Origin of the sequence: Leptospira ainazelensis (assembly GCF_016918785.1) — a bacterium.
Lineage (GTDB): Bacteria > Spirochaetota > Leptospiria > Leptospirales > Leptospiraceae > Leptospira > Leptospira ainazelensis.
In genome coordinates, this window is the sequence record NZ_JAFFPT010000014.1 from 68,541 (window position 1) to 89,662 (window position 21,122).

General features: G+C 43.0%; 22 protein-coding genes. 3 read left to right on the forward strand and 19 right to left on the reverse strand.

Annotation, left to right across the window (positions count from 1 at the left end):
• Positions 1 to 18: 18 nt before the first annotated feature.
• From JWG44_RS04145 to JWG44_RS04190, 10 genes are all read right to left on the reverse strand, one after another.
• Positions 19 to 774 carry a sulfite exporter TauE/SafE family protein gene (locus JWG44_RS04145; RefSeq protein WP_205273695.1) on the reverse strand — a complete coding sequence of 252 codons (756 nt, stop codon included), beginning with the start codon at positions 772 to 774 and terminating at the stop codon, positions 19 to 21.
• Positions 764 to 952, reverse strand: a complete 189-nt coding sequence (ccoS, locus tag JWG44_RS04150; protein ID WP_205273696.1) for a cbb3-type cytochrome oxidase assembly protein CcoS — start codon at positions 950 to 952, stop codon at positions 764 to 766. The genes JWG44_RS04145 and ccoS overlap by 11 nt, the downstream gene beginning before the upstream one ends.
• On the reverse strand, positions 949 to 3,387 hold the full coding sequence (locus tag JWG44_RS04155) for a heavy metal translocating P-type ATPase (RefSeq protein ID WP_205273697.1): 2,439 nt from the start codon (positions 3,385 to 3,387) through the stop codon (positions 949 to 951). Before JWG44_RS04155 ends, ccoS begins: the two co-directional genes overlap by 4 nt.
• A 5-nt stretch (positions 3,388 to 3,392) precedes the next feature.
• Positions 3,393 to 3,887 (reverse strand): FixH family protein, encoded by a 495-nt coding sequence (locus tag JWG44_RS04160; RefSeq protein WP_205273698.1) that lies wholly within the window; start codon positions 3,885 to 3,887, stop codon positions 3,393 to 3,395.
• Between the two features lie 22 nt (positions 3,888 to 3,909).
• Positions 3,910 to 5,235, reverse strand: a complete 1,326-nt coding sequence (gene ccoG / locus JWG44_RS04165; protein WP_205273699.1) for a cytochrome c oxidase accessory protein CcoG — start codon at positions 5,233 to 5,235, stop codon at positions 3,910 to 3,912.
• 135 nt (positions 5,236 to 5,370) lie between these two features.
• The gene (locus JWG44_RS04170) at positions 5,371 to 5,904 is read right to left on the reverse strand and encodes a cbb3-type cytochrome c oxidase N-terminal domain-containing protein (protein ID WP_205273700.1); all 534 of its coding nucleotides are present in this window, start codon (positions 5,902 to 5,904) and stop codon (positions 5,371 to 5,373) included.
• 3 nt (positions 5,905 to 5,907) lie between these two features.
• Positions 5,908 to 6,054, reverse strand: coding sequence for a cytochrome oxidase maturation protein (locus tag JWG44_RS04175; RefSeq protein WP_069607514.1), 147 nt, complete (start codon positions 6,052 to 6,054; stop codon positions 5,908 to 5,910).
• A gap of 7 nt (positions 6,055 to 6,061) precedes the next feature.
• The gene (gene ccoO / locus JWG44_RS04180) at positions 6,062 to 6,751 is read right to left on the reverse strand and encodes a cytochrome-c oxidase, cbb3-type subunit II (RefSeq protein WP_205273701.1); all 690 of its coding nucleotides are present in this window, start codon (positions 6,749 to 6,751) and stop codon (positions 6,062 to 6,064) included.
• The gene (gene ccoN, locus JWG44_RS04185) at positions 6,748 to 8,184 is read right to left on the reverse strand and encodes a cytochrome-c oxidase, cbb3-type subunit I (protein ID WP_205273702.1); all 1,437 of its coding nucleotides are present in this window, start codon (positions 8,182 to 8,184) and stop codon (positions 6,748 to 6,750) included. Before ccoN ends, ccoO begins: the two co-directional genes overlap by 4 nt.
• Positions 8,185 to 8,473: 289 nt before the next feature.
• Positions 8,474 to 9,187 (reverse strand): Crp/Fnr family transcriptional regulator, encoded by a 714-nt coding sequence (locus tag JWG44_RS04190; RefSeq protein WP_332460770.1) that lies wholly within the window; start codon positions 9,185 to 9,187, stop codon positions 8,474 to 8,476.
• 146 nt (positions 9,188 to 9,333) lie between these two features.
• Here JWG44_RS04190 and JWG44_RS04195 point away from each other — a divergent pair, with 146 nt between their 5' ends.
• A complete protein-coding gene (locus tag JWG44_RS04195; protein ID WP_205273704.1) occupies positions 9,334 to 9,948 on the forward strand; it encodes an LIC_11485 family protein in 615 nt (204 codons plus the stop codon).
• Positions 9,945 to 10,937: a tetratricopeptide repeat protein gene (locus JWG44_RS04200; RefSeq protein WP_205273705.1), complete on the forward strand. Its 993-nt coding sequence runs from the start codon at positions 9,945 to 9,947 to the stop codon at positions 10,935 to 10,937. The genes JWG44_RS04195 and JWG44_RS04200 overlap by 4 nt, the downstream gene beginning before the upstream one ends.
• Positions 10,938 to 11,621: 684 nt before the next feature.
• Here JWG44_RS04200 and JWG44_RS04205 read toward each other — a convergent pair.
• Together JWG44_RS04205 and JWG44_RS04210 are read right to left on the reverse strand one after the other, a co-directional pair.
• Positions 11,622 to 12,086, reverse strand: a complete 465-nt coding sequence (locus JWG44_RS04205; RefSeq protein WP_100786374.1) for a chemotaxis protein CheX — start codon at positions 12,084 to 12,086, stop codon at positions 11,622 to 11,624.
• The gene (locus JWG44_RS04210) at positions 12,086 to 13,420 is read right to left on the reverse strand and encodes a hypothetical protein (protein ID WP_205273706.1); all 1,335 of its coding nucleotides are present in this window, start codon (positions 13,418 to 13,420) and stop codon (positions 12,086 to 12,088) included. Before JWG44_RS04210 ends, JWG44_RS04205 begins: the two co-directional genes overlap by 1 nt.
• A gap of 3 nt (positions 13,421 to 13,423) precedes the next feature.
• Between JWG44_RS04210 and JWG44_RS04215 the strand changes: the two genes are divergently transcribed.
• The gene (locus JWG44_RS04215) at positions 13,424 to 14,206 is read left to right on the forward strand and encodes an LIC_11490 family protein (protein WP_205273707.1); all 783 of its coding nucleotides are present in this window, start codon (positions 13,424 to 13,426) and stop codon (positions 14,204 to 14,206) included.
• 292 nt (positions 14,207 to 14,498) lie between these two features.
• On the opposite strand, the gene lmtA is transcribed toward JWG44_RS04215, so the two are convergent.
• The 7 genes from lmtA to JWG44_RS04250 all read right to left on the reverse strand — a co-directional run bounded on the left by lmtA (position 14,499) and on the right by JWG44_RS04250 (position 20,993).
• Positions 14,499 to 15,251, reverse strand: a complete 753-nt coding sequence (gene lmtA, locus JWG44_RS04220) for a lipid A Kdo2 1-phosphate O-methyltransferase (RefSeq protein ID WP_205273708.1) — start codon at positions 15,249 to 15,251, stop codon at positions 14,499 to 14,501.
• A gap of 90 nt (positions 15,252 to 15,341) precedes the next feature.
• Positions 15,342 to 16,343 carry a DUF4340 domain-containing protein gene (locus JWG44_RS04225; RefSeq protein WP_205273709.1) on the reverse strand — a complete coding sequence of 334 codons (1,002 nt, stop codon included), beginning with the start codon at positions 16,341 to 16,343 and terminating at the stop codon, positions 15,342 to 15,344.
• Positions 16,333 to 18,042 carry a GldG family protein gene (locus JWG44_RS04230; protein WP_205273710.1) on the reverse strand — a complete coding sequence of 570 codons (1,710 nt, stop codon included), beginning with the start codon at positions 18,040 to 18,042 and terminating at the stop codon, positions 16,333 to 16,335. Before JWG44_RS04230 ends, JWG44_RS04225 begins: the two co-directional genes overlap by 11 nt.
• On the reverse strand, positions 18,039 to 18,794 hold the full coding sequence (locus JWG44_RS04235) for an ABC transporter permease (RefSeq protein ID WP_205273711.1): 756 nt from the start codon (positions 18,792 to 18,794) through the stop codon (positions 18,039 to 18,041). Before JWG44_RS04235 ends, JWG44_RS04230 begins: the two co-directional genes overlap by 4 nt.
• Positions 18,791 to 19,714 (reverse strand): ABC transporter ATP-binding protein, encoded by a 924-nt coding sequence (locus JWG44_RS04240; RefSeq protein ID WP_205273712.1) that lies wholly within the window; start codon positions 19,712 to 19,714, stop codon positions 18,791 to 18,793. The genes JWG44_RS04235 and JWG44_RS04240 overlap by 4 nt, the downstream gene beginning before the upstream one ends.
• A 60-nt stretch (positions 19,715 to 19,774) precedes the next feature.
• The gene (locus JWG44_RS04245) at positions 19,775 to 20,071 is read right to left on the reverse strand and encodes an STAS domain-containing protein (protein WP_205273713.1); all 297 of its coding nucleotides are present in this window, start codon (positions 20,069 to 20,071) and stop codon (positions 19,775 to 19,777) included.
• Positions 20,072 to 20,231: 160 nt separating this feature from the next.
• Complete coding sequence (locus JWG44_RS04250) at positions 20,232 to 20,993, reverse strand: class I SAM-dependent DNA methyltransferase (RefSeq protein WP_205273714.1); 762 nt, start codon at positions 20,991 to 20,993, stop codon at positions 20,232 to 20,234.
• Positions 20,994 to 21,122: the final 129 nt, after the last annotated feature.

Below are 21,122 nucleotides of genomic sequence, written 5' to 3' on the forward strand. Positions count from 1 at the left end.
TTTGGAAAGAAATTTCTTCTAATGATGGTGAGAATGGTCCTCTTGGGGGGAAGAATGTTCTTCCATCGGATGAGAATTGGGTGAATGTTCGTGCTCCGAATGGGAATGTCCCAGTCTAAGGAAAATCATCGAAATGCCCACAAAGACGATGATTATTCCCCCGTAACGAATCACACCTTGCGGTAATTTGACAAGAAGACTCCGAAAACCCACGCCGAACAAAAAGAGGGCGGGGAAGGTTCCTAAAAAGAAGATCGACATTACAAGCCAGCCCGCGCCGGCGCTTCCGGTCGCTAAAGCAAGGCTGAAGGCCGGATACAAAACCGCACAAGGTAAAAGTCCGGTCACCATCCCAAAAGCCATCGACGTTGTGGGAAGATTTTTTCCCTGTTTGAGAGAAGCCAGTAACGGTCCCGCAAAGCGATTTAGAATTTTTTGATAGAATCCCGATCGTTCCGGTGTTCCGTTTTGAATCAGACTGAGCCCGAATCCGACGATAAAAATTCCGGAGATGATCGCGGCCAACTCGTTAAGAGCGACTAACTTTCCCGCTATGTTCAATCCGGATCCCAAGGTTCCAAATATGGCGCCTAACGTGGAATACGAAATCCACCTTCCCATATTGTAAAAAAGATTAGTTTTGTATTTCTGTTCCTGGTTTGCAAGATTGAGAGTTCCCGCAAAAGGTCCGCACATTCCCAGACAATGAAGGGAACTCGTGATTCCGTGTACAAAAGCGATCGTAAGAGTAGTCAAAAATAATTCATTCTGCATGTCTTTGTTCTCCCGTTTTGGGAATCGGTTTTTTCTCGTCTTCGTCGTCGAAAAGCATTCTATATTTTGGGCCTTCTATGTCTTCGTACTGACCCGACTTTAAGGACCAGAAGAATACTACCAAGGCACCGAGAGCGATGAGCATCGCAAGCGGGATTGTGAGATAGAGTGCGTTCATAGTTTTGTTCTCCATTGTAACGAGATCGAATTTAATACCACCGAAAGCGAGCTTAAGGTCATAAATCCGGCGCAAATCACCGGGAGCATAAATCCGAAGGCGGCTAAAGGCAACATGATCGAATTGTAAGTTAAGGAAATTAGAATATTCTGAAATACGATCTTTCTGGTTTTTTTGGAAATTTCAACCGCGGAAACGATCGAATCCAGTTGATTACCGATCAGAACAAGATCGGATTTGTCGATGGAAAGATCCGATGCGATTCCCATCGAGATTCCCAGACTGGCTGCGGCCAAACAGGCGGAGTCGTTGATTCCGTCTCCGACCATCACGACGGTTTTACCTTCTTCTTGCGCCTTTTGGATTACTCTGAGTTTTTCTTCCGGCTTGAGCTCGAAAAGAGGATGATCGATTCCAACGGAGGCCGCCAAGGATTCTACCTTGGATTTGGAATCACCGGAAAGAATTCCGAGAAAACCGAATCGTTGTTTTAATTTTTCAACGGTGTTTTTTGTTTCCGGACGAACCGAATCCTCCAAAACAAAATTAGCTAAAAGATTTCCTTCTTTGCCTAAATAAATTTTACCGTCTTGTTTTTGGTTTCCTTTGGATACAAAGTTTAGGTTCCCGATCCGATACGAGGCAGTTTCTCCGATCAATCTTCCTTCCATCCCGGATCCTGGAAGTTCCACGATTTCTTTCCAAGTATAAACGATCGGTTCCTGATTTTGACTTTGTAGTTTTTTCCCGATCTCCTTTTTTAGACTTTCCGCAAGAGGATGTGTGGAACCGGATTCCAACGAAAGAACAAGGGAATAGATGCGGAGTTTTTCTTCTTCGTTTAGAAATTGTTCTTCTTGGAGGGAAAGTTTCCCCGTGGTTAGGGTTCCCGTTTTGTCAAAGTAGATCTGATCGGCGCGACTCAAAATTTCCAGTGAATCGGGATTTTTTACCAAAATCCCCTTCGAACTGTGGAGCAAGTTACTCACGACGTAGGCAGCCGGAACGGCGAGGCCCAAAGCGCATGGACAGGCTACGATCAATACGCTGATCGTATTGAGAACAGCCGACTCCCAATTGTGAAAATAAAATCCAAAGACGCCTAACGTTGCGACAGCGATCCATAAAACGATTTGAATAAAGTAAGTCGAAAAACGATCGGTGGTTCTTTGAATTCCGGGTTTTGCCTGTAAAGAGGTTTCGATCAGCGCTGATATTCGGGAAAGGGTGCTTTCTTTTGCGGTTGTGGTCGCGAGTAGTTCCGCATTCGTGCTGAGACACAAGGAACCCGAGAGGATCGAGTCTCCGTTTTTATGCGTTACCGGTTTGGATTCTCCCGTTAAAAAAGATTCGTCGAAGTAGGCCGTTGTTGATTGTAGAATTCCATCCACCGGCACTCGATTTCCGTTTTTGAGAAGAATTCTTTCGTCCACACGAATCGCGCTCGGTGCGATCTGTGTCTCAACGGATTCTCGGATCACGGTAAACTCTTGAGGAAGTGTGGATAAAAGTTCACCGACTTTTCTTCCCGCCTTCAATCGGATCGCCGATTCTAAGAATTTTCCGATCAATATAAAGAAATAAATCGTACATACCGAGTCGAAATAGACTTCACCGTTGTCGGTTAACGTTACATAGACGCTGTAGAAATAGGCGAGGGAAACTCCCGAAAAAAGAAGAGTATCCATCGTGAGCATTTTTCTTTTGATCGATTCTTTGGCCCCTTTAAAAAAAGGATATCCGGAGTAGAGATAGACCGGAGTCGCAAAGATCCAAGAAACGTAGTGAAAGAGTCTTTTGAATTCGATTTCGATTCCTGAGAAATATCCCGCATACAATCCGATGCTAAAGAGCATGATGTTTCCCCAGGAGAATCCGGCGAGGGCCATCCGATAGAATAAATCCTTGGAAAAGCGGGAGACTTTAGTTTCCGCCTTGAGGGGAGAATAGAGCGAAGGTTCGTAACCGATACCGTTTATGATCGAGAAAATCTCGTTTAAATCGACAAGTCTTCGATCATAAACGATTTTCATTCTTCCGGTGGCGAAGTTGATTCTCGCTTCCAAAATTCCCTTGTGATCTCCGAGAACCTTTTCGTTCAACCAAACACAGGCGGAACAGTGGATCTTTCCGATCGTTATCAATGTTTCGAAGATTCCTTCCTCTTTTTGTATTACATATTCTTGATATACGGATTCGGTTTCCAAGTTTTCCCGATTTTTTCTTTCGGTGTCTACGGCCTCTATTTTTTCGGATCCTCTCAGAACGTAAAACTGGGTGAGTCCGTTGTTCACTAAAAGTGTAGCGAGACTCCTGCATCCGCTGCAACAAAACGATTCAGTACGACCGTCGAGTTCTCCGAGAATCAGATCCTTCTCGGTTCGGATCGGAGTGTTGCAGTGATAACAGTTTGTAGCTTGAAACAAAGAATTCATAAGGATTATTGAATGTTTACTTCCGCTGTTTTTTGCAGGATTCTTCCTCCGGTTTCTCCTTGAAGGTTTAGGATCCAAAGACCGCTTTCCGGAATTTCGACCTCTCCTTGGTAGATTCCCGAGTCCTTAGGATATTCAATCAGGGAAATGGAACGATTCCACTCGTCGGTCGCGGCTCTTTCCAGAAGAATATTCAATTTTGCTCCTGTGACGGGAGTTCCTGATTTTTGAAATCGAATCGAAAGATAGTTCTTCCCTTTTTTTATCTTTTGCGGAGAAGAAAAAAAATCACTCTCATAGGAATATCCTTCGGAGATCATTTTTTTTTGTTCGAGGATCGACTTTTCGTAGTTCAATCCTTTTTCGTAATATCCTTTTTCGATCGGTCCCGTATAACCTTCGCTCGCGTATCGGATCGTGACGACGGTCGCCGCGATCAAGGCTACGAATGCAACCCCGATCCAAACAAAGGCGAGTTTCATACTTTTGTGCAGTGCCATCCAATTTTTCCTTATTCTATCCTTATTTGATCGGGATTCTAAATGGAATCGTCTTTTTTAATTGAAAGTTAGGATTTTTCAAATCGGTGATTCGAAGGGAAATCTGATGGGTCGGTTTGGACTGATCTTCGGGAAGAGGAATCGTTTCCAAAATGATTCTAAAATCCTGAGAATCGTTTCCTAAAACCTGGATCGCCGGTTTTTCAGTTCCACCTAACAAAATATGTACGGGAGAACGAAGGGTGCTGTCGTCGACTTCCACTTTAAGTTCTCTGTTTTCGAAGGTGAGATTTAGAAGATGTCCGTTGTAGAAATTTCTTACCAGACCGCCGGGAACTTCCATCGGTTGAATGATTCTATCCGGAAGCACGTTCGCATAGAGCGGCACCCGGTTGTAGAGAAGCGTTCCCGCGGCTATCAAAACACAAAGAAGAAGAGTTCCATAGACCAAACTTCTGGGTCGGATCCAACGAACCTTTGTGCCGGGTTGATAGGCCTGGGTTTCGGACATATAACCGATAAGAGTTTTTTTGCCTTCTTTGCCCATGGTTTTTGTACAGGCGTCCACGCACTTTCCGCAGGCGATACAACCGACGTTTGTTCCTTCCCGGATATCGATCCCGGTAGGACAAACCACCAAACACAAGTTACACGCAGTGCAATCCCCTTCCTGAACTCCCGCTTTCCGTCTTGGTTCTCCGCGTTTGAAATCGTAAGTCACGTTAACCGAATTCGCATCCATCATCACGGTTTGGAATCTCGCGTAAGGACAAGCGTATTTGCAGAACTGTTCTCTCACAAACGCCATGTCGAGGTAGAGAGTTGTGGTAAAGAATGCAGTGAAATATGTCCAAACCGGCGGACTGGCAAAAAAAGCCGAAGATCGGACTTCGTTTATCATTTCGTAAGGGTCTGCGAAGTAGGAAACCCAGGCTAAAGCTCCGAGAACGCTCACGAGAATCCAGAGAAAGTGAACTACGATTTTTCCGAATGTAGGAGCGTCTTTTTTTCCGTATTTGGAACCGAGGATCGTTCTTCCGATCCAGTCAAAAACGTCGGTAAATACGGTCTGAGGACAGGCCCATCCGCACCAGACTCTTCCGATCAAAGTGGTAAAGAAGAATAGGGAGAGTCCCATTCCGATCAGGAAAAGATGAAGATAATATCCTTCCTGCGGTGTAAAAATATTTCCGAGTAGATAGAATTTTCGGTTTGGGATGTCGAGCCGGATGAAGGGATGTTCGCCCCAACGAAGCCAGGGAAGAAAAAAATATATGGGAAGTAAGATCGCTTCTACTAAATATCTTGCCGAACGAATCTTACCGGTAATATGTCTGGAGATGACCACAAAAGTCCTCCTTAGTGGTCTCTGGAAAGAAGTAGAAACCCGAATTGATTTTCATTCTACGTTCTTTCCGGAGTTAAAACAAACAAAACCTCGGACGAAATCCGTTTTAAGATTCCATCCAAGAATTTCATAAACTTACTTAGACGCCTTGAGACTTGCGTTTTGTGTGGCAAGCCAAGCCATCACTTGATATACTTTTTCGGAGCCGAGAGAATTTTCATGCGGAGGCATCGGTCCTCTTCCCAGTTTCGTTTTGTCAACGGCGATTCCTTTCATGATCGTCGCGTAAACATCCGAATCTACCGAACCGTGAATCCATTCGGCATCGACGAGATTCGGTCCAACCAAACCTTGACCCGTCGGACCGTGACAAGCGGCGCATACGGTTTTGAAAGTTTTTTCACCTTCCGTAATCGCCTCCGCGTTTCCACGCAGAGGGTTGCTTCCGTCGTTGCTCGTTACCGCCACCGCTTTTGGAAATTTCGCTTCATGTTCTTTTACTTCGTTTTCGTAGGCAACGTCCTGTTCCCAACTTGAAAACTTATGATAGTAAATCGAATACACGACGGCGACTACGATACAGATCACAAAGATCCATTTCCACCATTCCGGCATCGGATTGTCCGATTGTTTGATACCGTCGAACTCTTTATTTGAATCATGCGTCATGGATCAGTCCTCCTCCAGCATTCTATACTTTGGATCTTCCATTTGTACCTTGCGTTTCTTGTTGTAGACGTATGCGGTGATAAGACCGATCGCCAACACAAGAACTGGTAGTCTTGCAAACTTGTAGATTTGAATCAGTTCCAGTTCCATATTTGCCTCACTGAATCGACTTGGACAACTCTGCTGTGTCCTTGCCTAATTTAAGGAGATAGGCGATGAGCGCGTCTCCTTCCGTTTTGCCTTCCAGTTCTTTAGCGGCGGAAAGATAATCCGCATCCGTATAAGGAACTCCGACTTTGGAAAGACCCTTCATGTGATTCACGATTTCTTCCGCGTTGATCGTTGCGCTTTCTTCGAACAACCAAGGATAAGCGGGCATAACGGATCCGGGAGAAGTGTCTCTTGGATTGATCAAGTGAGTCTTATGCCATGCGTAAGACGGTTGAATCTGCGATTCGTGAGCAAGATCGGGTCCGGTTCTTTTGGATCCCCAAAGGAACGGATGGTCATAGACGAATTCTCCGGCCTTGGAATATCCGTCTCTTCCGTAGGATTTGGAAGGATCAAAACGATCCACTTCCCATTTGAAAGGACGAATCATCTGCGTATGACAGTTGTTACACCCTTCTTTTTGATAGATGTCTCTTCCTGCGAGTTCCAAAGCGGAGAACGGTTTTACTCCTTGAATCGGGACCGCGGTCCTGGAGATAAAAAACGGAGGAATCAATTCGAAGATACCGCCGATCAAAACCGCGATCGTAGTATAAACGGTGAACTTAACTCCTTGTTTTTCCCACTGATCGGTAAAACCTGAAAACCAATCCAGAAGTATGTCGAATAGTTTCATGCTTTTCCTCCTTCTTCTTTCACTCTCAGATCCACTTCCTGAAAGCCGGAACCGGATGTTTGAATCGTTTTGATCACGTTATAGATCATCACAAAAACTCCGCTCAGGTAAAGAACTCCGGCCACACCTCTTGCGAAGCGGAAAGGTTTGAGAACCTCGGTGATTTGTACCCAGTTCGGATACTGAAGAAATCCTTTAGAATCGATGGCTCTCCACATAGAACCTTCCGTAATTCCGGAAACCCACATCGAAACGATATAGAGAAGAATTCCGAGAGTCGCCAACCAGAAGTGTGTGTTCGCGAGTTTTTCAGAATAGAGGTTCGTGTTCCAAAGTCTTGGAACAAGATAATAGATCGCGGCGAAAGACATCATTCCCACCCAACCGAGGGTTCCGGAGTGAACGTGGCCCACAATCCAGTCGGTGTTGTGACCGAGTGCGCTGATCGAACGAATCGAAAGAAGCGGCCCTTCAAACGTAGACATACCGTAAAAGGTAATCCCGACGAGCATCATTTTTAGAAGAGCGTCCGTTTTGATTTTTTCCTTCGCTTGTGTTAAGGTAAGAAAACCGTTGAGCATCCCACCCCAGGAAGGCATCCACAACATGATTGAAAACGCCATACCGGTTGTTTGAAGCCATTCCGGAAGAGGAGTGTTTAACAAATGGTGAGGGCCGGCCCAGATATAGATAAAGATCAAAGACCAGAAGTGAATGATCGATAACCTATGACTGTAAATCGGTTGTTTGATATGTTTCGGAAAGTAGTAGTACATCAAACCTAAGAACGGCGTCGTTAAGACAAACGCCACGGCGTTGTGTCCGTACCACCATTGAATGTTCGCGTCGTAAACTCCCGAGAAAACCGAGTAGGACTTAGTCAGCCCGACCGGAACCGAGAGATTGTTCACGATAAAAAGAATCGGAACCGTTACGAAAGACGCGATATAAAACCAGATCGCGGCGTAGAGTTGTTTTTCCTCTCGTGTAAAAATCGTCGCGAAGAAGTTCACGATAAAGATCACGAACCAAACAACGATCAAAAGATCCAGAGGCCATTCCAATTCGGCGTATTCCTTGGACTGATTGAGACCTAAAGGAAGAGTGATCGCAGCGAGAAGGATCGTCAGATTGTATAAAACAAAATGGATCTTCGCCAGAGAGTCGCTCCAGATTCTAACTCTACAGAGTCTTTGGATCAGGTGATACGCGGTTGCAAAGATGATACTCAGTGCAAATCCGAAGATGGCTGCGTTTGTGTGCAAGGGTCTGATTCTTCCAAAACTGAAATACTGCGTGAAATTCAGTTCCGGATAAACCATTTGAAATGCGGCGAGAACACCCACTGTCATGGATGCGACTCCCCAAACCATAGCCGATATGATGAACCCTTTTACGATTGAATCGTTGTATTTGGCGTTCGTTTGGCTCATGAGATTTTGTCTCCTGATTCGATTATTCCTTCGGTCTAAACTCTCAAAGTCAAAAAAATATATACTATTTTATGGAAATAGAATATTCATTTTTAATTTAGAGCTTTATAATTTTACCTTATACGAAAACCGACTTGGAAAGAAAAGAAATCCCAGCCCGGTTTCATTGATCAACGGCATGATAATTGTCAAGTTCGCTCGGTTTGCTTGGGGTTGAGGAAATAAGGCACCGACAGATCATGGTCGTTCCCATGAGAAAAGGTTTTGAGATTCTTTCTCAGTATCGAGTTTAGTGATGTGTAGTCGTTTCTAAATTTGAAATACCGCGCAATGCTTCCAGATTTAAGAAACGAATTCTGTTTTTGTGGATTTCGATCCAATCTCGATTCTTAAAATCCGAAAGCGCTCGAACCAAAGTTTCCGTCGTGGTTCCCACCATCGACGCCATAACTTCTCTTGTAAGATTGAGTTCGATTTCGGGTTCGTTTCCGGAAGCAGTTTGAAAAGAGATCAGAAGTTCGGCGAGTTTGCTGTGGACTTGTTTGGTTCCTAACGCCACTGTCTGATCTTCCAATTCTTTCCATTCGATCGCCATTTGTTTTAGAATTTCCAACTGAAGTTTTGGATCTTCCTTCATCAGATCTTCTAAAACACCCTTCTGAATAAAACATGCTTCCACAGGTTCGAGGGCTTCGGCGTTTTGAGAAAAGGTATTTCCCGCTAAAAGATCTCGAAAGCCCACCCATTCTCCGGATCTTCGGATGGAGAAGGTTTGCTCTTTTCCCGAAGTAGAATTTCGGAAGATGCGGACGCATCCCGATTTGATAAAATAAAAACCGTTTGCTTTATCACCGGAATGGATTACGGTTTCCCCTTTGCGAAAAGACCTGAATTCTTTCGTGGAATTGATTTTATCTAAGGTATCCATAGAAACACATTTCAAAACTGATTTGTGTCTATTGGAGCAAAAATAACAATCGGGGGCGAGATGATTCTCGTTCACAAAACCCAAGCTCTTCGTTTTTTTCGGGGTTGCAAATGCATTTTGTTCTCTAAGCGATAAGACGGTAAAAAAACGAGGATCAAAAAAACCGTTCGAGATTTTTCTCTTTCTTTGTAGAATTGGGAAATCTACCGAAACTAAAAACAATGGATCTCAATTTTAAAGATAAGCTCCAATCCGGGATGTCTTCTATAGACAGTCTTTCCCGAAATCTGCCGCCTCAGGTGCAGAAAACCCTTTTGTACACTGGAATTTCCTTGGCTGTTTTGGGTGTTTCTTTAGCGATACTCGTAGGGGTACAACGCGGAAAGGAAGGCGCTGCTTTTGAGGACCAAGCCAAAGAATTGGACCGTAAGGCCCTTTTTTTAGAAGATTTAGAACGCAATTACAATCGAAAACGAAAGTCCATCCGTTACAGCGATCCTGATCTTTCCGGAAGCGGCGAATCTTCTAACCTTGAGATCGATCGATATGAAAGAGAAAAACCCAAAAGTGGTCTTTTGCCCGAATCGAATTCCCCGGAAGGAAAGGATCCTCTGAGAGAAGGAAGAAGGGAAGGCGGAGGAACTCCAAAACTACCTACGGAATCCGATTCTCTTCCGACAAACGACCGAGAGAAAACGCCCGATTCGGATCGAAAACTCGAAGATCCGGGAACGGTGACTCCGGATCGTGGAACCGGAAATCCGTCAAATACCGACAGGCCGAGTTTGATTCGTCCTCCCAAAAACAATTCAAAAGGATCTCCGGAACTGAGATGAAATGGATTCGCCTCCTGATTTTTTCCGGATTTTTATTCGGAATCTCCGTTTCTATCTTTGCGGATATGCCCCTTCCTTTTCCGGAAGAATCGGAAAGTTCTTCTTCGGATTTGGACGTTTTGGAAGAAAAAACAAAAGATTCTCCGACTGCAAAACCGGAGGAATCAAAGCCAAGTTTTTCCGAAAAGGGAGATTCCGTATCCACGCCGAGCGGGATCGAACCAAAGACGACTAACGTATCGGATTCTTCCCCTGAAACTGAAACCCAAAAATCAACCTCCAAAGATTCTATGGAAGAATCTACGATGGCGCTTCCCGAAAAAACGATACTTCCGAATTCTTCCAAGACGAGTTTAAAAAAGAAGAAGGATAAGAAAAAGGAAGATCCTTCCGAAAGCGGTTATAAAAAAGGTGTACTTCGTCTGAGAGAGAATCAGAGAAATAGTGCAAAGACCGAATTTAACCAAGCGGGCGGACAAGGAAAAACCGCGAATGCATCCAAGTTGGAAGACGCAAGACTCACGGCGGAAAGCGCGAATGACGCGAGTTCCATTACGGAACAAATCGATTCCGAGGAAGAAAAATGGAAGGCCGTCTTTGAGGTCGCTCGCGCGTTGAGAGGGAACGGTAAAATTCCCGAAGCGGAATCTCAATATCTCAAAATCATCACTGAAGCCCCGGAAAATTTTCAGTCGATTTCTCTTCTTTCTCTTGGAGAGATGCTTTCCTCTACGGATCGAAAGGATTCTGCGAGAAGATATCTTCTCCAGCTTGTCAAACTCCTTCAGAAAAAACCGGAGCTGGATTCTCAAAAGCAAAATTTAGAAAAGGCGGTCACCCTTATCGCGAGAATCTATGGAGAGCAGGGAAGATATGAAGAAGCGGAGAATTGGGCGAAAACCTATCTCACTCGGATGAATCCGGAAGCCTCGGAAGATTCTCCCTTTGTAAAAGAACTTCGGAGAATTTTAAAACGAAGATATTATTGAGTTTGGAAAGAATTTTTAGTTTTGGGAAATAAAAATCAAAACGTTTTTGAAATACGAAAGGGATTCGAATCTGCGGATTCAGAATCGAAATTTTCGATCAACCTTCGCGATAGAATCCGATTTTTTGTTTGTAAAGAGTCATTCTTAAAAGGGATCTGTCGGAACTCATACATTCTTCTGTGAAAATCGTGCCCTCGCCTTGATTGGGTCATATCCCTTACCCACAAGTTAAAAAAGCGATTTCGAATGAAGAAGGATCCCAGTATGACTTTTTGTAGGAGTTCCTACAAAAGCTCTGAGAGAGAATATTCCTTGCAAAGTTATAATTCTGTGATATAGAAAAGTTTCCTGAATTTTTCCCGCCACCGCTCCCCTCCACCCGAAATTTGGGCGGGGCGCGCGACTTTTTACGGAGGAACGTCGTAGCTCCGACAGATTCTTCTTGAGACTCAAGAGACTTGTGGGTAAGGTTATAGCCCTGATTGGGTTTATTCTCGAATGGTTTTCTTCCAACTTGACAAGGTTAGATAGTTTTCCGGAGGATAATCCGGTTTTGTTTCCAACGGAATGAATCTCAGGATCTAAAAAACCATTTCTAAATTCTAAGATCAATCCGTCGACCTCTGGACCTTTTTGAACCTGCAGAGAGGTCGACAAAATCGCAAAAAGAATCTCAGAAAATTCTTATGTTAAAGAGACGTTTACGTCGAGTTTTCCGAATTTTGAGAAAAGGCTGATTCCGAGAGAGGGCTTTTTAGGAATCTTTAATGTTTCGTTTTTGGAATCGATAATATTGGGAGCCGTGATTTCGATGGATTGACCGGAAGTTGCGAAGATATTCATCGCATTTCCAGTAGTCATGTTTGCGATTTCTCCCAGGATATCCTTGTATTCGTTCTTGATATCTTGTTCGCTCATTCCAGGCATCAGAACTCCTGCGATTTTGTAAGCCGCGTCATAGTTCAAACCGTAGACGACTTCACCGTTGAAAGTTCCGATCACTCCGATTACGATCGAAAGTTCTAGGTTTGTCTCAGGGCTGTCCTTGATTCCGATCTTTCCTCGGATGAGGTCCGTTTTTAAGACATCTCTAAAAACGATGGTCGCCGCTTCGAGAAAGGGATTTACGAGTTCAGCCCGGATTTGCATTATTCTTCTGCCTTTTGACCGATCCTTCGTTCAATCGGGTATTTTTCCTGAAGGGCCTGGCTGATTTCCATCACAAACCCGTTCATCAGGTTTGGATTGTCTCTCAAATCGGGTCCCTGGGAAGTATTGATTTTAGACGAATTGATTTCCATGGAAGCAAATTCTACGAATACATTTTTTTCGGAATCTTTGTAAGGACCTCCGACTTTTTGGGCTCCAAATGCGACCGTTGTCAGATCTTTCAAAAATTGAGAGTTATTTCCCAAACGAATCGTCTGATTTCCGGATTTTAGTTCCCAGAGATTGAGAAGAGTCTGGTCCTTGTAGTCTTGAATCGGAGTTCCTAAAAGCGCGGCGATCTTTTGCAATCCGTCCCGTTCTTCTTGAAATACTTTTAGTTTTGCCTTCCATTCTTCTTGAGATTTGGATCTGCCTTCCAAAAGGATTTTGCTCTTTAGGAAATTTTTTCTTTCCTCAAAACTAACTTCCTTTCCGTCCTTATTTTTCGGAAGTTTTCCGTCTTTTTTCTCGTTTTCGTATTTAGCTCTTAAAAGTTCGTCCGTGATCGGAGCTTCTTTTTCCGCGAGTTTGGTAAGTTGATCGTCGGTATAAGAAAGAATTCTCAATTGAACTCGGGCAGATGTGGATTCTTTCTGAACGCTGATTTCCCCGTCCGTTTTTTTCAGATCGGAATTGAGAAGAGAATCGTAGAGAACGCTCGCATTCTTACGGTCGATTCGGTATTGCATCGGCGCAGAATTTAGGATTTGTTTATAGATGGCTTCGGGTTTACGAACGTCTTCCTCGGAATAACCGGCTCCGCCGATGGATTCCCTGTGAATTCTTCTTGCTTCATCCGAAAGTTCTTCTCGAATCCCGGTTTCCGATACGGAGAATCCGGTTGCGTCTGCGATCTGTTTGGTGACAACCAGACTTCGAATCGTCTGAAACGCGCAAGATTGAAGAGTGGCCGGATCTTCCGCCAGAGAAGGGGCGATACTTCTGTATTGAAAAAAACAATCCCTTCTCGCTGCCTGAAAGTAGTCCATCGGGATGGAATAGTCTCCGATTTTTCCTGCGTTCACGCTGGAACGACCCGAGATGACGTCAAAAAAGCTCTTTTCGGCGTCGCCGGGGAGAAAGGTGATGATCAAACCACTCACAAGAAAGAAAAGAAAGATAGCGACTACGCCGCGGATGATTTTGTCTTTGAGAGAAACGTTTTCTAATTCCATGTTTGTATCTGTAAACTGAAAGGGTTTGTGAAGGAATATTTCTGTAAAGGAGAAAAGTGAGAAAAACGCTTCAGAAACCGGCTCATTCGACAGATACATAAAATGATGCTCTTTATTGCAATTGCACTCATTCTTGTGGGACTTCTTTGTTTTATCTACGTCTCTCTGAACCCCAACGGTTCCGGGCAAGAACGTCCCGCGTCGCAGTCGAGTCCTTCTCGCTCCGGGAATTCCGAGATCGATCACCTCATCTCAAGACCCAATTCAAAAAGAGCCGGAGAAATTCTCGCCTCCAACAAAAGATCTTCTCAGATGGAGGATGTTGAAAAGAAGAGACATCTCGAAAACTTATTCGTGGAAGGAAGAAAGATTCCGAAGCAGGATAAGGCTCCGAATTCTTCTTTTGAAACTCCTCTGGAAAGTTTTTCCGATGGAGAGGAAGAATTTATTTCCGAAGAACATTCTCCTTCCGGAATTCAGGTTTTGGAAGAATCCCCTAAGTATTCTTTGATAAAAGAAGAAAAACCCGAAGAAGTGAGGGAGATCCGTTTTGAGATCGAAGGTCTTTTGTATTTGGATCAGAACCGGGAACTTCCTTTTGAAAAACTTTCTAATAAAAAGGAAGATCTGACACCGGAGCTTTTGAGAGGTCTAAAAAGAATCGGTCCGGGAAAATTAAACGAAAGCAAGGAATCTCTTTGTTTCGAGGCGTTGAACAGTAGTTTTCGTTATTCCTTTTCCGAAATTGAAAAGATTTTATTTTTTGACGAGGGGATCGTCTTGATTCCCTCCAAATCCAATTATCCGATTCCGGTCTTTTTTACAAAAGAGACGAGTCATCTCAAATCGTATCTAGAGAGTTCGTCAAAGACATTTCCTTCTTGAAAAAAAGGGGAATCTGTAAGAGCTCCTACGATTTTACTTTGAAAGGCGCGGGTCCTGCAAAGCGAGCCATTTCTTTCAAAGAATCTGTCGGAACAACGACGATTCTCTGTGAAAGCCGCGCGCCCCACCCTGATTGGGTGGAGGAGGAGAGGTGGTGGGAAAAAAGTGGGTGACTTTGCTCTATCAGAAAATTAATCTTTTTGCAAGTAGAATTTGATCTTCTATCGTCGTAGGAACTCCGACACCGTTCTTGTCAAAGACTACCTTTCGCAAATGCGCCCAGCCATTTCTTTCAACGGCCTTCTACGTGAAGAAGACGAGTGGTTTTTACGATGATTCTCACGAGAACATAAAATACAAGACCGCCTCCAAAAAGAATGATCTGAGGAAGACGAATTGCTTCTAGAAGATTGCTTACGGGTTCGTTAAAATAAACCGCGATGAGATCAAAGACGCTAAAGATCACGAGGATCCCGAAAAGACTCGGATATTCTCTTTTGATCACGTTTCGGATTGAAAACGAAAGCGCCGGTTTTTTATAACCTCTAAATTTCGGAATAAAAGCGGGCACCGTGTTTGCCCAAGAAAGATACGCATCTCCGAATTTTTTTCTTAAGAATTGTTCTTCCGCAAACATAATTCTTTCGTAATATACCCAGAAAAAAAGGATAAAGACGGATGCGATCAAAAAATTCTTCAGAAAAAGAACGGCTCCGAGATAAAGAAGAAAGTTTCCGAGATAGAGGGGATGACGTATGAGAGAATAGATCCCTTCCTGGTTTACTACGTCCGCTACTTGTTCTTTTGTATTTCTTCCGGAAGTTCTTGCGGGCGCATAACCGATCACAAAACTCCGAACAAAAAGACCCAGAAGACTGATTCCCAAACAGACAGCTTGGTAATAAAGATGATAGGTGTAAGAATATCCGGGAAACTGATAAAAAGGCAAAAGGCCAAGACAGAGAATCAAGATGATTCCGGGGATGTAGGATCTCCAACGAAATAGAAAATTCCCCTGAGATTCAAATTCTTCGATCAAAGCCATACTTTCGTCCTAATTTTAGATTTCTTTTGAAATGAAATTGGAAGCCTCTGGTCTGTCAATAGCGAATCCGATCCGCTTCTGAGAAGCATTTTAGAAAGAATCCGGAAAGGAATCGAATCCTTCCCGAAAACGATCTAAGAATTCCCGATCAAGAACATACAAAATCGAATCGTTTCCGCTTTGAAAGATCGGTTCTTTTTCCGAGGTTTTCCCGACCCATTCTATCTCATAGATCGATTCCGAACTTTTTCCGAAATGGATTTCTATCTTTAGTTTTTCTCCGGAGGAAAGTTTTTGAATCGTTTCGTAAAACGGTTTTTTAAGAATTTTTTCAGCTTTTGTTTTCAAAAATCTTTCGACCCAAACTCCACAGTCTTCACCCCAACAAAAACTTCGGTCCGAGTTTACTATTTTCCATTCGTCGCGCGAGGTCCGGGCAATTTCTATTTTTGAAGAATTCTTTGATCCAAGATCTATGAGAATAGTATGAATTTCTGATATTTCTATTTCACGAGGAATCAGTAAGTTTGAAAAGAAAAAGTTCTCGTCCCCCCTTCCGAGTGCGGAGTTTAGACTTTCCTCCACAAACCAGATCACCCGTTTTTCAGGTTCTCGGACAAAAGTTCCCTTCTCTTGTTTTCCGGAAATCCCGATCTCCAGTTTTCCGATCTCGCCGGATTCGGTCTGGATTTCGAGTTTTAATTCTTCTCCGTTTAACCCTAGGTTTTCGTTTTTTGAGGTCGAAACGATTTTTGAGAACTTTCTGAGTTTCAAAAGCTCGCCGATAAAAGATTCAATTTTTTGAATATCAGGTCTTACGATTGTGTCCCGGACCTGAACGCTCCAGCTTCCTTTCTTTTTTTCCAGAAGAATTTCGTGTCCTTTTCTTCCGATCCGAATTCTTTCGACTTCGGAAGTTTTATAGGGAAAGAAGGGTTCCGAGTTTTGATAGGTTTTTTGAAAGATCGACAAAGGGTCCGAGATCAAGAAAAAGATAGTTCCTAGGAAGATGTTTGTCAAAAACAGCGCGAGGGCTTTTTCCTTTTTGACAAACTGAAATGCGGAAACGATCCAGGGAAAATCAAAGTTCATCGGTTTTATCTTCTCCCCGGTAAGAATTCCGATGTCGGATTCTTAAAAACGTATAAAGACCGAGAAACAAGGGAATTCCCAGAAGATTCAAAAAGCTCAAAAAAAATCGTTCCTTCTCCGTAAAGGGATTTAATCTCAAAACCGCGGATTTTTTACTTCGAATCTGGATGAGGTCCGAGTCTCCGGAAAAAATGTCGATGGAATTTAATAAAAATGGAATATTCGATTCTTGGTATATTTCTCTGGTTTCCGGGAATACGAGTAAATCTGAGACTATATAGGGGGAACCGAGCACGAGGATTCTGGAAATTTTTCCTTCTTTTGTATCCGAAAGAAAAGAAGAGGCCGGATCTAAGTTCGGATTCTTTGTGAATCGGGAATGAAATTTTCCTTCCAAAAGAGCGCCTAAGATCTGTTTTTCCCCCGAAGGTTTTGGCGTTGTTGCAAGGATTTGTTTTTCCCCCAAGGTTACGATCTCGGAACGAACTTCGGATTCCTCGCTTGCAAAAAGGATCGGTTCTATTTTCACATTCGGTTGTTTTGTTGGATCCAAATTCAAACTCGAGGACCAGGGGATGAGTAGATTTTGTAAGGGCGCGGTAAAAGGACTTTTTTCGCTTAACAATTTTTCTTTTTTACCCGCAAGGATCCAGGCCGGATACGGAAATCTTCCGATCACTCCGGGTTCGATTTCCATCAGAGGACCGGTGGAAAGAGAATGTTGCAGATCCACAACGATATCCGTGTTTACTTGAAAACCGTACGATACAAAGATCGAATTCAATTCTTCGATTTCGCCCGTCGGTCTTGCGATACCCGCATTTGTCGGGGACATACCGATTCCTTCTTCACGATTCGGCGCTTCCATTCGAAAGTCCATAGACTTTGCAAGAAGAACGAGATTTCCTCCCCGCATCAGGAATTGATCCAATCGATACGCGCCTTTTTCGGAAAGGAGGCCGGAGCCGATCCAAAGTAGAGTATGGATTTGGTCCGAAACGTCTTCTTCGTTTAACAAAATTTCGGGAATCGGTCCGTATTCTTCTTTGAGAACCTGATGAACCAAAACACCGACGCTGTCTTTTCCGCTGGAAGGCCCGGGAGGTTCCGTCGATAAAACTCCGGGAATTTTAAGAATCGCGATGCCCGATTCCCCGGGATTACGAATCATCTTTCGAAGTGTGGTTAGGATCTGATATTCGATCTGTTCCGCAAAAAAAGCTACCGGGATCGTTTCTCTGAGAGTTCCGAGCGAAAGTGTGATTCCCATAAACGCTTGTTTGATCTGGGAGGAATTTCTTTCGTTTTTTTCTAAGATCTGCGGCTCGATTCCCGACTCGATCGCTTTTTTTCGATCGTCTTCGTTTGTGTCAGGATCGTGAAATCGGACGAAGACCTTGGAACCTCCGAGGGAACTCAGTTCGTTTAACAATTCTTTTGTGAGATCCAGGGAGGTTTTGTATTCTTCCGGAATTTTGGAGGAATAATACGCGTCGATAAAAAGAGTCTCATTCAGATTTTTGAATATAGATTTCGTACTTTTCGAAATTTCAAAACGCCCCGAAACTGAAAGGTCTTTTCTGCAGACAAAGTGACCGATGATCCCGTTCGTAAAAAGGAAGATCAAAAAAACTTGGGAGAATAAAAACCAGGAACCGGAATTCATTTTTAAAAAGAAATACCGAATTTTCGAGATCATCGTTTCGACCTCAATATAAGAAGATTCGCATACAAGGTCGTAAACGAAAAACTCAAGAAAAAGAAAATTTCCCTTCCGTCCAAAATTCCCATCCGAAACGTTTCAAAGTGTTTGGACAAAGATAAAAAGGAAAGGATTCGACTTAGATCGGGCCCGAAAAAAGGAAGAAAGGGTCTGTAACCCAAAAGAAAAAAAAGCAAACATACGATAAGACCGAAAAGATAAGAACTGATCTGGTCCTTTGTCAAGGAAGAGACAAAACTCCCCAAGGCGAGATTGGCTCCACCCAGAAGAAAAATTCCGAGATAACCGACAAAGGTAGTTCCTACATCCAAATCTCCTAAATAGAGAATCGTAGTCGGAATCGGAAGCGTAAACAAAAGGACAAAACCTAAAAAACACCAGACTCCTAAAAACTTTCCGAGGACCAATTCGAATTCTCGAAAGGGAAGTGTGAAAAGAATTTCCAGGGTTCCGGAACGTTCTTCTTCGGACCAAAGACGCATCGAAAGCGCCGGAATAAAAACTACATACAAAATCGGAACCCAGAGAAAATAGGCTTCCATACTCGCCGATTTGAGATCCCAAAAAGAACTGTCTCCAAATCCGAAGAAAAAAAGAAACGAAGTCAAAAACAAAAAGAACCCTGCAAAAATCGTTCCGATCGGAGAGTTCAAATAAACTGAAAATTCTTTCCAAAAGACGGTTTTTGTGTTTCGGACGGATTCTTTAAAAAAGCCGAAAAGGTTCATTCCTTCGGTTTTCCTGTGAGAGTTTTGAATACAGATCCTAAGGAATTTTTTTCAGGAACCAGAGAACGGATTCGAAAAGGGGAGTTTTTTAGGATTCCAAACACGTCTTCCGCCTGAAACTTTTCGGAAAAAATTTTGAACTCTTGGAAGTTTTCCTCTTTTTTGCCCGTATTCAAAATCTCGTAAAAATCGCTCGCAAATAACTTTGTCATCTCTTCGATCGTGGTTTCGGCTAAAACGAGACAACCTTCTCCCTTGGAAATCGAAGAAACCGAGGCGTCGGCGATGAGTTTTCCGTCCGATAAAACGAGGATATGATCGCAGATTTCTTCGACTTCCTGCAGAACGTGGGAAGAAAAAAGAATCGTTTTATTCTTTCCTAATATACGGATCAAAGTTTTGAGTTCTCCGATTTGTAAAGGATCAAGACCGCCGCTTGGTTCGTCCAAAATGATATATTCAGGATCTTGAATGATCGATCCGGCCAGAGAGACCCTTTGTTTAAATCCCTTCGACAAAAGCGAAATCGGCCGATAAACAACTTTTTTGAGATCCAAAAGTTCGACGGCGGTTTCAATTTTGTCCTTTAGAAAATTCTTATGGATTCCTTTGGCCGTCGCTAAAAAGGAAAGATATTCGAATACGGTAAGATCGAAATAGATCGGAGAGGATTCCGGAAGATATCCGATTTTTTTTTGGATTTCGATTTTGTTTTCTAAAAAATCAAGTCCGTCAAAACGGATCCAACCGGAAGAAGGGGCGAGATAACCCGTCAAAAGACGAAGTGTCGTGGTTTTACCGGCGCCGTTCGGGCCTAAAAGCCCCGTGATTCTTCCTTTTGGAATTTCAAAGCTGAGATCGGAAACTGCGATTTTTCCGTGATAGGAGCGAGTGAGTTGACTGACGGAAATAGTTCCCATTGGGGGTTAATCACAAAAACTGCGGAACCGATAGAGAGCGGCAATCGTTTTTCAAAAATTCTAAAGATCTAATTTTCCATCCACTTTGAATTTTTTTAAAACTTCCAAAAGTTCAGGATTGAGATTTTTGATCTTCATCTTTACTCCGAAATTATCCATCAGATTTTTTAGAGTAAGTAGTTTTGCAATTCCGCTGGAAGTGATTTTTTTTACGCTTTCCACTTGAAATTCCACGTCCGAGATCGTTCCTCCGGAGGCTTTTTTTGAAACTTCGTCAAAAATTTTATCATAGCCGTCGATCACCGCGGTATCGATCAGTACTTTTCCGGACTTCCCTTCTATATTGAATTTTGACATACGGATTTTTCCTTAGTTCCCTTTATCTTTTTCATATTCAAGACTTGTTTTAAAGTTATTGTTTTGTCTCTCCGAAGAAAAACTTCAGGGCAGGGACAACACTCCTTTTTTTCTACACAAGTAGACGTAAAAAGTAACAATCTTAGGAAGTTGATATATGTCACAAATTCCGTAAATTAATTTCTGTACTTCGACAGATATAATTTACCAAAGAAGCATCGTCCTCCAGAGTCCAGTCTTTATAGTCCGAACCTTCCTTTAAAAGTTGAAGTCCGCACTGCTTAAGAAGTAAAAGGATCGTATCCCTTGAAAAATAGGTATGTTCGTGAACTTCGGAAAATTCTTCTTTGGAAGGTTTGTGAAAGAATGTAAGCGTCGATTCCAAACGATTGGAGTTTTCCACAAAACGATTCTTCCATCGAATTTTGTAGTCTCCGACTCTTTCGTGAAACGTCTGTCCGTCAAAATGGGTTTTAAAATTGTATAAACTACTCAGATCAAAAAAGAACAGTCCCTGCGGTGAAAGATGTTTTCGGACTTTTTGGAACGCGGATTTGAGTTCGGATTCATTTTTGAGATAGTTGAGAGTATCGTGTGTGGAAAGAATGAGGTCGAAGGTTTTGTCTTTTAGGTCAAAATTGAGAAGATCGGAGTGAAAGAATTCTCCGCCAATTGGCTTATTTCGAGCCATTTCGAGCATTTCTGAACTCGAGTCCACTCCGGTAAATCGAACCGAACTCGGAAATTTTTCCCAGAGTTTACAGGTTCCACAACCCAAATCCAAGACCGTATCCGGTAGGTAATTTTCAGTGTGATGTGCGTACGAGTTGAGTATGAATTCCGCCCAAAGATCATACTGGACATCTTTCATAACTGCATCATAAACGGTCGAAAAGCCGGAATAAGGCTTTTTTTTAAGCATAATTTAATTTTTTCTTGCTCTTTTTACGATCTTTCCAATAGTCAATCGTAATTTGATGAGACATAATGTTTCAAGGAAAATTTCAGCTCATTTCAGAATTCGATCCTTCCTTTTAGGAAGTTGTCTGAA